At 57.6% G+C, this 13,799-nt stretch carries 13 protein-coding genes; 11 read left to right on the forward strand and 2 right to left on the reverse strand.

Going from position 1 to position 13,799, the window contains the following annotated elements:
• From RCH09_RS18610 to RCH09_RS18620, 3 genes are all read left to right on the forward strand, one after another.
• On the forward strand, positions 1 to 272 hold a 272-nt coding region (locus tag RCH09_RS18610), incomplete at its 5' end, for a hypothetical protein (RefSeq protein ID WP_326942645.1).
• Between the two features lie 98 nt (positions 273 to 370).
• Entirely contained in the window at positions 371 to 589 is a 219-nt protein-coding gene (locus tag RCH09_RS18615; protein WP_326942646.1) for an addiction module antitoxin, read from the forward strand.
• Complete coding sequence (locus tag RCH09_RS18620; protein WP_326942647.1) at positions 576 to 902, forward strand: type II toxin-antitoxin system PemK/MazF family toxin; 327 nt, start codon at positions 576 to 578, stop codon at positions 900 to 902. The genes RCH09_RS18615 and RCH09_RS18620 overlap by 14 nt, the downstream gene beginning before the upstream one ends.
• 6 nt (positions 903 to 908) lie before the next feature.
• Here RCH09_RS18620 and RCH09_RS18625 read toward each other — a convergent pair whose 3' ends face one another.
• Entirely contained in the window at positions 909 to 1,358 is a 450-nt protein-coding gene (locus RCH09_RS18625) for a conjugal transfer protein TraD (protein ID WP_326942648.1), read from the reverse strand.
• A gap of 56 nt (positions 1,359 to 1,414) precedes the next feature.
• Between RCH09_RS18625 and RCH09_RS18630 the strand changes: the two genes are divergently transcribed.
• From RCH09_RS18630 to RCH09_RS18645, 4 genes are all read left to right on the forward strand, one after another.
• Entirely contained in the window at positions 1,415 to 3,406 is a 1,992-nt protein-coding gene (locus RCH09_RS18630) for a MobA/MobL family protein (protein WP_326942649.1), read from the forward strand.
• Positions 3,407 to 4,359: 953 nt separating this feature from the next.
• A complete protein-coding gene (locus tag RCH09_RS18635; RefSeq protein WP_326942650.1) occupies positions 4,360 to 6,324 on the forward strand; it encodes an RHS repeat protein in 1,965 nt (654 codons plus the stop codon).
• A complete protein-coding gene (locus tag RCH09_RS18640; RefSeq protein WP_326942651.1) occupies positions 6,321 to 8,459 on the forward strand; it encodes an RHS repeat-associated core domain-containing protein in 2,139 nt (712 codons plus the stop codon). Before RCH09_RS18635 ends, RCH09_RS18640 begins: the two co-directional genes overlap by 4 nt.
• A 114-nt stretch (positions 8,460 to 8,573) precedes the next feature.
• Positions 8,574 to 9,509 carry a tetratricopeptide repeat protein gene (locus RCH09_RS18645; protein WP_326942652.1) on the forward strand — a complete coding sequence of 312 codons (936 nt, stop codon included), beginning with the start codon at positions 8,574 to 8,576 and terminating at the stop codon, positions 9,507 to 9,509.
• Here the strand turns inward: RCH09_RS18645 and RCH09_RS18650 are convergent.
• The gene (locus RCH09_RS18650) at positions 9,490 to 9,762 is read right to left on the reverse strand and encodes a hypothetical protein (RefSeq protein ID WP_326942653.1); all 273 of its coding nucleotides are present in this window, start codon (positions 9,760 to 9,762) and stop codon (positions 9,490 to 9,492) included. The two genes, RCH09_RS18645 and RCH09_RS18650, sit on opposite strands and share 20 nt — an antisense overlap.
• A 273-nt stretch (positions 9,763 to 10,035) precedes the next feature.
• Here RCH09_RS18650 and RCH09_RS18655 point away from each other — a divergent pair, with 273 nt between their 5' ends.
• The 4 genes from RCH09_RS18655 (at position 10,036) to RCH09_RS18670 (ending at position 13,195) form a co-directional block, all read left to right on the forward strand.
• Positions 10,036 to 10,959: a recombinase family protein gene (locus RCH09_RS18655; RefSeq protein WP_326942654.1), complete on the forward strand. Its 924-nt coding sequence runs from the start codon at positions 10,036 to 10,038 to the stop codon at positions 10,957 to 10,959.
• A gap of 303 nt (positions 10,960 to 11,262) precedes the next feature.
• Complete coding sequence (gene parA / locus RCH09_RS18660) at positions 11,263 to 11,895, forward strand: ParA family partition ATPase (RefSeq protein ID WP_326942655.1); 633 nt, start codon at positions 11,263 to 11,265, stop codon at positions 11,893 to 11,895.
• Positions 11,886 to 12,083 carry a hypothetical protein gene (locus RCH09_RS18665; RefSeq protein ID WP_326942656.1) on the forward strand — a complete coding sequence of 66 codons (198 nt, stop codon included), beginning with the start codon at positions 11,886 to 11,888 and terminating at the stop codon, positions 12,081 to 12,083. The genes parA and RCH09_RS18665 overlap by 10 nt, the downstream gene beginning before the upstream one ends.
• A 2-nt stretch (positions 12,084 to 12,085) precedes the next feature.
• On the forward strand, positions 12,086 to 13,195 hold the full coding sequence (locus tag RCH09_RS18670; protein WP_326942657.1) for a replication initiator protein A: 1,110 nt from the start codon (positions 12,086 to 12,088) through the stop codon (positions 13,193 to 13,195).
• Positions 13,196 to 13,799 lie beyond the last annotated feature (604 nt).

Genomic DNA, 13,799 nt, shown 5'->3' on the forward strand with positions numbered 1-13,799 from the left:
TCGGCGCGGTCTACAGGAACGGGGGTTATCAACCTTCAGACCGGCTCACCGGTAGCAGCGCATTTACTGCCGGCAGGGTGACGCCGGGCCAAGGAGATGTGCTCATTGTGCAAAGTTTTTTTAAAGGTCGGTGGGAAGGTGCTCCCAGGAATGCATCATCGTGGTCAAAACGGACTCTGGCTGGCTTTCTATGGGTCAAGCAGTACCTGTGTAGCAAGCGCACCGAAAAAACGCCTTACAACGGCGTTTTCGACTTTTTGGCCAGCATCTGAGTTTCGCGGCCAACCCGGCCGAAATGCCAGTGTCTCCGGTTTGATGATAGGATACGTTATACGCATAACGTATTCAGGAGATTGCAATGCACAAACGGATGACGATCACCCTCGATGAAGCGGTGTACGACGGCTTGTACCGGACGATAGGCAAGCGCCGCATGAGCCAGTTCATTGAGGACTTGCTGCGGCCACATGTAGTGGATACGTCCCTCGATGACGGCTACCGGGCGATGGCCGCCGACCAGGCGCGCGAAGCCGACGCGGCGGTTTGGATCAACGCCTTGGCGAAAGACATGGCTGATGAGGCGCGGTGAACTTTGGTGGGTCGAGTTCGATCCGGCGGTCGGAAGCGAGATGCGCAAGACCCGGCCGGCGGTGATTGTCAGCAACGATGCGGCGAACCGCAATCTGGCCCGGGTGGTGGTGGTGCCAATTACCAGCAACACCGGTCGCCAGTATCCTGGCGAAGCCCTGGTTGAGGTGGCTGGAAAGCCGGGGAAGGCGATGGCCGACCAGATCATGGCGGCTGACAAGGCGCGCCTGAAAAGTCAGCTCGGCGCGTTATCTAAAATGGACATGCTGGCCGTTGAGGATGCCATCAAAATCCATCTGGCCTTGCCGAAATAGGCCGCGTTATTTTTTTGCCAATGAGGCAAGGGCTTGCGCGCCTTCGGTGGACCAGCGCGCCTTTTGTTCGTCCGTTCCACGCGCTGCGGCCATGAACAGTCCGAGCAGTCGATCCGTAGGCCACGCATCGATGCCGGCCTTGGCGATCAAGCCGCCAAGGGCGACAAGCTGACGCGTGCGCGCCTTGCGGGCCCGCTCGGCATCTTCTTTTTCTGTCAGCAGCTGTTCGCCTTTTCTGCGAATGTCTGCGGCACGATCTTCCAATTTCTCCGCTTTTACCAGCGCGGCAAACTGGCGCACCTGGAGTGCATTCCGATTTTTGATTTGCGCGAGTGCGTCGAACAATTTTTGCTGTGCACTGGGCGACTTCAGTCCCCGGATATAGGCCAGCTTCGCGGCCATCCATTCGGCATCCTTCTTCGCTTTTACTGGCGTCGGTGTTGCCGCTTCCTGCACGCGATTGGCTTGGCTCGGTTCCATTGTTGCTCCTATTGTGGTAGCGATGGAGTATAATGTTGCTTTACGGCATTGTCAAAGAGCGAAGCAAGTGCGTGCAAAATTATCGGCTGTCGGATGTAAATCATCACAGAAGTACAGTGATGCGCACTTATACGTTTCACTTCGTGAAACGTGTGCTCAAATCAACAACACCTTCAAAAACAGCATCAAAGGCAAAAATCATGGCCTCATTTCACGCCAGCGCGAAGATCGGCAAGAAGGGCAAAGGCTTCAAGCATTCCCAGTACATTGGCCGTGAGGGTCAATATTCTGGTTACGATCGCTATGAGGATCTGGCCGCAGTTGGATCGGGCAACATGCCCGCCTGGGCGGTGGACAATCCGTCCGAATTCTGGAAGGCATCGGACAGCTTCGAGCGCAAAAATGGTTCGGTGTACAAAGAGTATGAACTTGCGCTGCCCAGGGAGCTGACCGACACGCAGAACGTCGCTCTGATTGCCGATTTCGTCAGTCGACAAATCGGCGCACTGAAACCGTATCAATGGGCGATGCACGTTAAAGCGGCCTCCATCGATGGCGGAGAACAGCCGCACGCGCACATCATGGAGTCGCAACGGATGGTCGATGGGATCGAGCGCGACCCGGAGCAGTATTTCAAACGGTACGACCAGAAGATGCCGGGGCGGGGCGGGGCCAGGAAGGACAGCGGCAAGCATCCGGCCCAGTTGAAAGTGGAGCTGCTGGCGATGCGCAAGCTGTGGGCGGATGTGCAAAACGCACATCTGGAGCGACACGGGCACGCTGTGCGGGTCGATCATCGCAGTTTGAAAGAGCAGGGCATCGACCGGATCCCCGAACGCCATCTCGGCCCGGACCGGGCCGAGCGACTCACGCCAGGCGAAGTCGAGCACCTGGTCGAGACGCGCCAGGTGAATGCCGAGGCGCAGCTGGTCCAGGTCGAACTCTCAGCGGCGATCGGTGATGTGATTGTGGATCTGACATCGGCACAAAATACGGTGATGGCCGAGGAAATGGTTGAGCTCGAAGCGCATTACCAGGCGACGATCAAGGCGAACGCCGAGCGCAAAGCGCAACGTCATCAGGCCATGCTGGCGGATCAGGAGCGGGTGGCGCGGTTTGAGGCGCGCGAGCGTGCGGCGGCCGCCCAGAGGGATGCACTGGCGGCACAGGCTGAATCGGACAAGCGCAAGGAGATGGAGGCCGCTGCGGTGGCTGCTGCGCCAGCGACGCGCTACCCCCAGGCGCTTGCCGAGGTCACGACAGAGACGCTGGCTACCGTGCCAGGCATTCTGCCGGCGGCGGCAATCCAGCAAGCCGTGGCCGAGCGGATCGCGGAATTGCAGGCAATCCGGGTGGCGCCGCCGGTCAGTATCGCGCTACTCGGGATGGAAGTCGTCGAGCAGCCGGTGTATCAGCGGCGCCTGGCCAATGCAGATGATATGGACGCCCGTGCGCAGAAGACGCTCGATGACGTGGCGTCAATGGGCAAGCTCAAGCGAATGCTCAACAATGCTGATGCGCTGGAGGCGAGCGCGCAGCAGTTGCGCAAAGACGCGCAGTTAGAGCGTCGGCAAGTTGACAACGCCGTGGCGCTGTCGCCGGAAATGCGGGAGGCGAATAGCGCCAATGATCGCAGCGAGAACCGCCGTCTGCAAATCAAGCAAGACATCAAAGAGGTCGAAGAAATAGCGCTGCGCACCCAGCGCGGAGAGTCGGCGTGGAGGCAGCCGAGTCACGTGTACCGGCTTCCCGAGGCGGTCACGAAAGTGCTTGATCGCGCGCGTGAAATCGCGGTTCAGATGATAGCGAAAATGCAAGCCATCGACGTTGAGGCACTGCTGAAGCGGGCCATCGAGATGAAGTGGACGAAACCGGAGCGGGTCAATGACATGACGATGATGCAATCAAAATTTGTGGCCACGCCAGAGAATGCCAAGTTGAAGCGGGAATATGATCAAGCCCAGGCACTCGCCAATGAACGCGCATCTAAAACCGGGAGAGGTCCGAGTCCTGGAGGCAGATGAAAATGGAAACCGACATGAAGACCGATGAAGAATTTTGAGGACCGGCAGCTTTGAAGAAGTGCGCGATATCGTCGATTACTGTCTGTGGGATGGAGACGCCAGGAACATCCCGAGCTCGTGACGAGCTACTCGCCTTGCGCGCCATTTCTGTCGGGCGCGGCGGCGCGTTCACTGAGATCGTCGCTACCTGACTAAGGATTTTAGATGGCCGTCGTGCGTCAACGATTCGTCCTCCAGAACAAAATCTGTGACCGACCGTCAGCATCTCCCCGATGCATTAAAAACATCCGCACGGTTCTGCCGCTGTGGTGTCGGCACGTCAGTTTTTCTCCCTTGCAAATATTTCCTGAAAAGTAACGGGCCCGTGATGTTTTTGTTGTACGTTTTGCATTAGTCTTCAGGGCGGTGCATTCAGCGTGCACACACATCAAAAAAACAAACAACAGCAGTCGGCAGCACCCACGTGCGCGCTACGACCAGGGAGATCGGCAATGCAACAACTCAACGCCAACGCACGGACCGTCGCGTGCGGCGACATCATGCGACGACGGCACCATCTGGCGCAGATATTGCGTTACTTGATATTGTGGATAACGGTTCTCGCCTGCGTCGGCGCAGCGCAGGCCAAGGACATCGAGGTGCGGGCCGCGCCCAAGCAATTCTTTACGAATGGCGGGCTGACTTCCGCAACCTATGACAGTCCAGGTGACGCGTTTGCTGCTGGAAAAACGGTGTTTGACATCACTGCAAACGGTTCTTCTCAAACTGCGGTTAACTTGCATATTGATCCCAGCTTCTCTTGGCCCTACAACCTTGTGATCAATGGAGCGCCTTTCTGGAGCTGGACTGATGTAGTCATTTGCGGGATAAACGGCTGCGACACTTTTCCAAACACAGGATTTGGAGTCCAGCAAAGCCTGACGTGCGTCAGCAGTCCGGTCACCGTCAATGGCATGACCTACGATTTTGCCCTGACACGTCTCACGCCGGCGTTTGCGATTGATGAAAAAGACGAATGCGTCCTGACCTATCCGGAAATTACTCCTTGTCTGGACCAGTGTCGCGGTAACCCGGTGTTGCCCGGGATGCAGGAGAAGCGGCAGACAGAAACCGACTTCACGGCCGCAGCCGGTGGCTTGGCGTTTACCCGCATCTACCAGAGCCGCAGCGGACAGTTTTATTCGCCACTGAACCAGTTCCTGTCCGGCGCGCTGCCGCAACCGGTGCCGCAGCGCCTGTGCGGCTACTACAACGATCCGTGGGGGAAAAAATACGCCTGCGTCGGCTTCACCGGATCCGACAGCACGGACGTCACGGTGCACACTGACGATGGTCGCCTGATCGTCTTCTCTGGCCCGGCGACGGCGACGACCGCGCGTGCCGATGTCAACGACCGCCTGACGCAACGCACCAATGCCGCCGGTGCCATCGAACTGGTCGTGCAACGCGCCGACAACAGCACCGAGGTCTACAACAGTGGCGGCCAGCTGGTGCAGAAGAACCAGCTCGGCGGGCGCGACGCCATCACGTACCGGTATTCGGACGCAACCACGCCGGCGACGACAGCGCCGCGCGCGGACCTGCTCATCGACATGGCCGACCGCTTCGGTCGTCACCTGGTCTTCACGTACAACGCCAACAGCCAACTAGCCACAATGACCGACCCGGCCGGCAAGGCCTATACCTACAGCTACGATATCGACGGCAATCTGGTCAGCGTCACCTACCCGGACGGGAAGGTCCGCAGTTACCAGTATGGCGAGGCCGCTTACGTCAACAACGGCGTCGACTGTGGCGCGCCGTTGCCGAACGCATTGACGGGAATCACCGACGAGAACGGTATGCGCTTTGCGATTTTTACCTATGAATGCAATGGCCGTGCTGCCAGCACCGAGCATGTCGGCGGCGTCGAAAAATACAGCTTCATGCAATACGGCTACGGCACCAACGAAATCGATCCGCTGGGAACGCCGCGCTATTACGAGTACAGCGATCTGGTCGGCGTCAGGCGCCTGACCGGCACCACACAACCGGGTCCGGGCGGTGTGGGCACCGTTACCAACGCACTAACCTACGACACCAACGGCAACGTCGCCAGCCGCACCGATTTTAATGGCATCACCACCGCTTACACCTACGACACCACACGTAATCTGGAAACCTTCCGGGTGGAAGCCATCGGCACATCCGCCGCAAGGACTATCACCACCAGCTGGCACGCGAGCTACCGGCTGCCGCTGAAGATCGCCGAACCGAAGCTGCTGACCACGCTGACCTACGACGCCAGCGGCAACCTGCTCAGCCGCAAGCAGCAGGCCACCACCGATGCGACCGGTGCGCTTGGGCTGGCGGCGCCGGTAACCGGCACCGCGCGCACTTGGAGCTGGACCTACAACGGCATCGGTCAGGTGCTGACGGCCACCGGCCCGCGCACCGACGTGGTCGACCGGACCACCTATGTCTACGACAGCGCCAGCGGCAATCTCACCAGCAGCACCAACGCCGCCGGCCAGGTCACCACGTTTAATAGCTACGATGCGAACGGCCGGCTGACCCGGATGACCGACCCGAATGGCGCGGTCACCACGCTGACCTACGCGCCGCGCGGCTGGTTGCTGTCGTCGACCACGCAAGCCGGCGCCATTAGCGAAGCCACCCGGTACACCTATGACGCCGTCGGCCAGCTAACGGGCGTGACCTTGCCCGACGCCAGCGTGGTCCATTACGGCTACGACGACGCCCATCGCCTGACCAGCATTACCGACAACCTCGGCAACCGCATCGCCTACACGCTTGACAACATCGGCAACCGCATCAATGAGACGGTCAGCGATCCGGGCGGAGTCTTGGCGCGCCAGACCAGTCGCAGCTACGATGCGTTGAACCGCCTGCAGCAAGTCACCGGCGGTGTGCAATGACGCGCGCGATGATGCCGGTCACGCTACCTGCCGGGCTGATGGCCACGCTACTGGCCACGGTATTGGCGACCGCCGCCGGCACGGCCGCTGCGCAGGCGGTGCAAAACACCACCACCAGCTACCAGTACGACGCCAACGGCAACCGCATCCAGGTGACCGACCCGCGCGGCGCAGTCACCACGTTGGGCTACGACGCCCTGAACCGGCTGCAGCAGCAGGTGCAACCGGCGCCGCAGGCGGGCGGTGCGACGCCGACCATCGGCTACGGTTACGACGGGCGCGACCAGCTCAACCGCGTCACCGACCCGCGCGCGCTGGTGACCAGCTACACCAATGACGGGTTAGGTAACCAGACCAGTCAGGTCTCGCCCGACACCGGCACCGCCACCCGCACCTTCGACGCGGCCGGCAACCTGACGATCGACAAGGATGCGCGCGCCAAGTCCAGCACCCTCAGCCGCGACGTGTTGAACCGCGTCACCAAGATTGCCTACACCAGCGGCACCGCCAGCAGTTTCGAGTATGACGGCGGTACAACCGGCGCGCCCAACGCGATCGGCCATCTGACCAAAATGACCGACGAGTCCGGCAGCACCAGCTACAGCTACGACGGCTTTGGCCGCCTGCTGGCCAAGGCGCAAACGATCACCGCCTCGGCGCGCACCTTCACCGTCACCAACAGCTGGGGCAGCAGTGGCGCGCTGACAGGCAAGCTGCAAAGCCTGACCTATCCGAGCGGCAACCGCATCACGTATGCCTACGACAGTGCAGGGCGCATCAGCGCCCTGACGGTGACGCCGACGGCAGCCACCGGTGGCGGCACCGGCGGCACGGTCACGCCGCTGTTGAGCAACATCGGCTACCACCCGTTCGGCGCACCACTGTCCTGGACCTGGGGCAACACTACCGGCTACGTGCGCAGCGTCGATGTCGATGGCCGCCTGGTCAGCTTCCCGCTCGGGAATGCTGCTGCCAAGGGCCTGGTGCGTACGCTGACCTGGGACGCGGCCAGCCGCGTCACCGCCAGCAGCCACACCGGCACCGGTACGGGCACCTTTGCCCCGGCCAATTACAACCAGAACTTCGGCTACGACGACCTCGGCCGCCTCACCAGCGTGGTCGGCCCGAGCAACCAGAGCTTCAGCTACGACGCCAACGGCAACCGCACCGCCGTCATCTTCGGCAGCAGCGCCTACAACAACACGATTGCTGCCACCAGCAACCGGTTGACTGCCACCAGCGGCCCGGCGCCGGCCAGGACCGATACCTTCGACGCGGCCGGCAACCTGACCGCCGACGGCCGCCTCACACACGTGTTCAGCGCACGCGGGCGGCGCAGCAGCACCACCGTCGGCGGCGTCGCGGTCAGCTATCTGTACAACGGCAACGGGGAGCGGGTCCTGAAAAGTGGCGCCAGCACATTGGTGCCGACCGGCAAACAGCAGTACGTCTACGACGCCGCCGGCCACCTGCTGGGCGAGTACGATGCGAGCGGCAACGTGGTGCAGGAAACCGTCTATCTGGGCGACATGCCAGTGGCGGTCCTCAAGCAAACCGTGACCGGCAGCGGCGCCACGGCCGTCACGACCACCCAGTTGTACTATGTCTTCACCGACCAGATTGCCACGCCGCGCGTGATCACGCGTGCGACCGACAACCAGATGGTGTGGCGCTGGGATGCGGCCGACCCGTTCGGCATGCTGCCGCCGGACGGCAATCCGGCGAGTCTGGGTGCGTTTGCCTACAACCCGCGCTTTCCAGGGCAGCTGTATGACAGCGAGAGCGGGCTGCACTACAATTATTTCCGGGATTATGATCCGCAGCAGGGCAGGTATGTCGAGAGTGATCCGATTGGCCTTGCGGGTGGGATTAATACCTATGCTTATGTCGGTGGGAATCCGGTTTCGCTGATTGACCCTCTCGGAGAGGACTGGAGAAATACCCTATGTTTGGCGCTATCTTTGTGGTGTAACAATACCGGTTCCCCGGATACTCCCCCTGACCCTGCTCCGCCAACTGTTCCGACGCCACGGCCACCGGGTATTACCGGTCCGCCTGGACCGAAGCCGAAACCGCCTCCACCATCAATATTGATTCCCCTCATCATAACAATAGGATTGTGCCTTGCATTGTAAAAAAAGCTCAGGTGATCGCACTTCAATTGTCAATCAGCACGCTGCTTTTTCTTTCTTGAAAATGAGCGCTGGAGTAGCAGATGACAGATTGACCAGCCACAACGGACAGTACCGATGAATGACATTGAATCAGACGGCGTCTCTGGCATGAATGGATCTCTGGATGCGTCTGGGGAACAGGCGGCGTTGACTCTTCTTCGAAGAGGAGAACGCCTTAATCAACTCAAGAACTATGAAGCCGCAATTGACGATTTTAGTCAGGTTCTTGCATTGCCGGAATGTCCTCCAGAGCAGATGGGTCTAGCATTCGTTCACAGAGCATACAGCTATCGTGCGATCAACGCCCCCAAGGCAGAAATTGACGACTATACATATGCTATTGAACTCTCGGGCATGCCACCCTATTTGCTGGCGAGTGCTCTCGTCAGCAGGGCTTGTGCTTACAATAAATTAAACAATTGCAAAGACGCGATGAACGATTACACACGTGTCATTGACTTCCTTGGCTCGCCTGCTGGGTATGTAGCCGAAGCATTATTCAGACGTGGTCAAATGCATGGGGAACGTAAGAATTATGAGAACGCGATTGATGACTATACCCGCGCAATTGAATCACGAAAACTTTCCGCAGAGTTACAGGTTTTTACATTCGCAAGTAGGGCGTTCACGCATGAAAAACTGAAGAACTATGGAGCAGGAATTGCCGATTACACGCATGTTATCGAATCACCAGGTAGTCCTCAGCTGCAGGTTGGCAGAGCGTATATTGATCGGGGACGAATTTACCTTCGTCGGCGTAACGTCGAAGCAGCCGTCGCAGATTTCACTAATGCGATCAAGCTGCTGGGACTATCTCCCCAGCTAATGGCAGTCGCATATATGAATTTGGCTGCGCTGCATTGCACACTTGGCAATTATGATGCGGCGATGGTTGACTGTGCCGCTATCAAGGCTCTTTCTGGTATTCCCCTGATACTGAAGATCAAGGTACGTATCCAGCAGGGTATTTACTGGATCATGTTCCGAGCATCTAACTGGCGTAGAAAATAGACTGTTGTAGGTGATGGTAGCTATATCCAGTTTTTAATGGCGTAAGCCCGCCATTCGTAAAGAATGGCTTGGGCGCGGCTCGCACCTCGGCAGTGGCGCGCAGCGCATGCGGCCCAAATCCGGCCACCTCGATCTTCACGACCTTGGCATATCCAATCAGCATTTTATAAACAGCATCCGGCGTGATCGACGCGCGCGGATTAGCGTGCGTATTATTTTTGACGGGTCGAAACAGGGCTCCGGTGCGGTCCATTGCGTGACCCGCCGCCTGCAAACGCATCGATATGGTCGACCGTGGCCGGGTGCAGTGGCGCTTACCGGATCTTGTCGCCCTTGCCGTGCACGTGCAGATGGTCGAACTCGGTCGGCATTGCTCTTTCAATGGTTCGACAAAACGAACGTTTTATGAAACTCCAGACAGCACCGGACATCGCATGCTTTCGCTATCGTAACGGGTTCATAATAGCGGTCTACCTAATCAAAGTTTGATCTGGTCTGAACTCAACGAGTAAGGCGAAACTTTAAAATGAAGATCGGCTATGCACGCGTCTCCACGCGTGAGCAGAACTTGTCCTTGCAGGTCGACGCGCTCAAGGCCGCCGGCTGCGAACGCATTTACCAGGATGTGGCCAGCGGTGCGCAAACCGTGCGCCCGGCACTGGATGAACTGCTGGGGCAATTGCGCGCCGGCGACGTGCTGGTGATCTGGAAGCTGGATCGCATGGGACGCTCGCTGCGGCACCTGGTTGAGCTGGTAGGCAGTCTGATCGAGCGCAAGGTCGGCCTGCTGAGTCTCAACGACCCCATTGACACCACCAGCGCGCAGGGGCGGTTCGTGTTCAATCTGTTTGCGTCGCTGGCCGAATTTGAGCGCGAATTGATCCGAGAGCGCACCCAGGCGGGACTGTCGGCCGCGCGGGCGCGCGGCCGGGTGGGTGGGCGACCGAAGGGTCTGACGCCACACGCCGAGGCGACGGCGATGGTGGCCGAGACACTGTACCGTGAGCGGACGTTGCCTGTTGCCGCCATCGCACAGAAGCTGCACGTCTCCAAGAGCACGCTATACAGCTACCTCCGGCATCGCGGTGTCGCCATCAGCACCTACGAAAAGTCAGCGGGGAAGGCGTCCAACACGACCGGACAGGATGATGTTGACGCCGGCGCGCCCAGGATCGCCACCATCCTGCTGTCTCTGCGAATCGAGAACAACAGTAAGTTCGTGCGCGGAAAAAAGCGCACGATCGAGCACATTGAGAATTTTTACCTGGGTGAGTACGGCGCCCATCGGCGGCCGGACGGTGAGTACGAGCTGAAGGTGTCTTACGACAGCGACGAAGAGCTGGATGAAACTGTGAATGAGTTGATGACCGACATCGCCAGTCACGCGGACGACCGCCACTGCTTCTCGGAAAGCGAAGCACGCATGGATGGTACGGACCGTCAATGGTGATGCCACAGACTAAGGCGGTTGGCTGTTCCGCTGTTCCCTGGGCCTCAGATACAGGTCTGCCACCGCGGCAGGATTGCGGGTAGCGATATTACTCAAATTTGAGAATCGCTGTCGAATCTGCGTCTTCACACTGCCTCGGTCGACAGCGGCCCGTTGCGGGTGCATCTTCGTTGTGCGTGTTCTGTAGCACTAATTTGGATCGGAAGAGCAGACGAATACGGGGGTGTTAAAAATCCAGAAAAATGGTTTGTAATAATCATCAAATCTTCATATACTCATATAATTATGTGAGGTAATGAGTATATGAAGATAATTGCACTTTTGAACGAAAAAGGCGGTACCGGCAAATCAACACTAAGCCAGAACATCGCGGTTTGCCTGCACAGACAGGGGAGGCGTGTGATTTTGGTCGATGCGGACCCCCAGGGAACTACTCGCGACTGGCGCTCTGCCAGTCCTGAAAATGCCAATCTTCCCAACGTGATCGCGCTCGACCGGCCAGAAATGCTTGCCTCGTTAAAAAACATCGATGCTGACATTGCGATCATTGACACGCCGGCCAAGGCCGAGAAAATGACCGCTTCGGTTATCCGTTTTGCGGATGCTGCATTGATCGTCATCCAGCCGTCAGGCGCGGACATTTGGGCATCGGCCGCAGCCGTGCGCCTCATCCAACAGAAAATCGATGTGGGTGGCAAGATCATTGCGGCATTTCTAGCGAATCGCGTCTCCGGCTCTACGAACTTATCCAGGGAGGTTTTGGCTGGAGACTGGAACGAATACGGCATCGAACAGCTAGAAACGACGATTGGCAACCGTGTTGCGTTCGCCCAAGCACTAACCGACGGGCTTAGTATTTACGATACCGCTGATCGGACAGGCAGGGCCGAAATTGATCTATTGGTAGACGAGCTGGAGAGGAAATCATGTCTTTAAAAAGCAAATCATTAAGCAGTGTCCGTGATCTCCCGGCGGTATCCGTGCTGATGGAAGAAGAGCAGGTGCGCATCAATCTGAACGTGGGGAAGTCACTGCGCAATAAGTGGAAAGCAGCGGCGCTAAAGCGAGAAAAAACTATGACCGAGTTGATTCTTGAGGCAATGAAGACATACTCAAATGAGTAAAAATGAAGTCAACTAAAGCACTCAATGACGCTATTGCTCGCTTGTCTGCGAGCAGGCAAGCCAAGGCTGCGGAACGTCGTGCCGAGCAGCCTGAGCTATTCGATGCTGGTAATAGCACACAGCTCACCACTAGGCCCGACGAATTGATGCCTACGCCGGTGCCGACGGACAACAACATGCTGCCGGCGTTAGCCAGCACCAGCGTGGATATAGAGACGACAAACATAAAACGCGAGCGTTCTAAGTTATTGCCGGTCCGTCACGTCGAGCGAGATTTTTTCTTGTGCGACATGTTCGACTACGCCATGAAAGACGACGGTGTAAGCATGGAAGCACCGATTTTCACACTGTCGACTAAGCCAGATTTAAACGTCTGGCATTGGAAAAGCAAAGACGGGAACAAGACTTTGACGGTCACGCCAAGCGTAAAAGGCCGGGCAACGCAACATGATAAGGATGTCTTAATCTTTATCGTGTCACAGATGACAGAAGCAATTAACTGTGGGCGACAAGATGCAAAAAATAAGGTCGTACGCTTTGTCGTGTATGACTTCCTGACGACTACGAACAAGACAACCAGCGGCAATGAATACTACCGGCTAAGTGAAGCCTTTGAGCGTTTACGTGGCACTTCAATAACAACCGATATCAGAACGGGTGGCACGCGAGTACGCGAAGGCTTCGGTCTTATTGATAAATGGAAAATTATTGAAAAGTCACCAGATAACGAACGCATGATTGCAGTCGAAGTTACCATGTCCGACTGGCTTTTTAATGCGGTTCAAGCACAAGAAGTATTAACCATTCACCGCAACTACTTCCGACTTCGTAAGCCCCTTGAGCGGCGCCTTTACGAGTTGGCGCGTAAACATTGCGGCAAGCAGGCTTCATGGTCAATCGGACTTGAGCTATTACGTGAAAAATGCGGCGCACATAGCCATATTCGATCATTTCGAAGTCAAGCGATCGGAATTGCTTCAGCCGATATTCTTCCAGAATATCGCATGATCTACAACCGTGAAAATGATCAGGTCACTTTCTACATACGAGACACCAAGAAGCTGTTGGCAGCAGTCGGATATGGTAAGAGCAAGCTCCCAGGAAATATGTAGAGTTGTCTTACGTTCGTGGTTTCATTGACGGCTTGCTAGGAATGGCATCGTGGTTTCATTGACGCCTGTGAATAGTATCGTGGTTTCATTGACGGTTTCCTGTGGATAGTATCGTGGTTTCATTGACGCTCACTTCGTGGTTTCATTGACGCGCAGAAAGTTACCGTCATAGGAGATTTTGAAGGTTATCCACAGGCGTAACACGCGCGCGTTCTTTAACTCTTTTAAAATCTTTAACGTAAATCCCCACTTCGAAGAACCGTCTGCGTGGCGCGGGCATCAAAAAATGACCCCGCAAGCGGGGTATGCCGCGCTACGCGCTTGTGTACCCCAGCACGACAAATTTCAGCCCCCGCAAGCGGGGGTAACGCGCTACGCGCTTGTTGACCCCAATCCGCAGGGGACGTGCCGTCCCCTCTCTCTGCGTCGCTGCGCTCCTTGCCGGACTCGCACCCCTTGGGCAAACCTACGGTTTCCCCCACTGCGTGGCTCCCCCTTCCCTTGCGCCTTCGGCGCGGTCTACAGGAACGGGGGTTATCAACCTTCAGACCGGCTCACCGGTAGCAGCGCATTTACTGCCGGCAGGGTGACGCCGGGCCAAGGA

Source organism: Actimicrobium sp. GrIS 1.19, assembly GCF_035984655.1.
Taxonomy (GTDB): domain Bacteria; phylum Pseudomonadota; class Gammaproteobacteria; order Burkholderiales; family Burkholderiaceae_D; genus Actimicrobium.

Coding starts and splice junctions, on each gene's coding strand:
- parA (WP_326942655.1), top strand. CDS start 11,263: ATGAAGATAATTGCACTTTTGAACGAAAAAGGCGGTACCGGCAAATCA.
- RCH09_RS18670 (WP_326942657.1), top strand. CDS start 12,086: ATGAAGTCAACTAAAGCACTCAATGACGCTATTGCTCGCTTGTCTGCG.
- RCH09_RS18615 (WP_326942646.1), top strand. CDS start 371: ATGACGATCACCCTCGATGAAGCGGTGTACGACGGCTTGTACCGGACG.
- RCH09_RS18665 (WP_326942656.1), top strand. CDS start 11,886: ATGTCTTTAAAAAGCAAATCATTAAGCAGTGTCCGTGATCTCCCGGCG.
- RCH09_RS18650 (WP_326942653.1), bottom strand. CDS start 9,762: ATGGACCGCACCGGAGCCCTGTTTCGACCCGTCAAAAATAATACGCAC.
- RCH09_RS18630 (WP_326942649.1), top strand. CDS start 1,415: ATGTTGCTTTACGGCATTGTCAAAGAGCGAAGCAAGTGCGTGCAAAAT.
- RCH09_RS18645 (WP_326942652.1), top strand. CDS start 8,574: ATGAATGACATTGAATCAGACGGCGTCTCTGGCATGAATGGATCTCTG.
- RCH09_RS18620 (WP_326942647.1), top strand. CDS start 576: ATGAGGCGCGGTGAACTTTGGTGGGTCGAGTTCGATCCGGCGGTCGGA.
- RCH09_RS18635 (WP_326942650.1), top strand. CDS start 4,360: ATGACCTACGATTTTGCCCTGACACGTCTCACGCCGGCGTTTGCGATT.
- RCH09_RS18655 (WP_326942654.1), top strand. CDS start 10,036: ATGAAGATCGGCTATGCACGCGTCTCCACGCGTGAGCAGAACTTGTCC.
- RCH09_RS18640 (WP_326942651.1), top strand. CDS start 6,321: ATGACGCGCGCGATGATGCCGGTCACGCTACCTGCCGGGCTGATGGCC.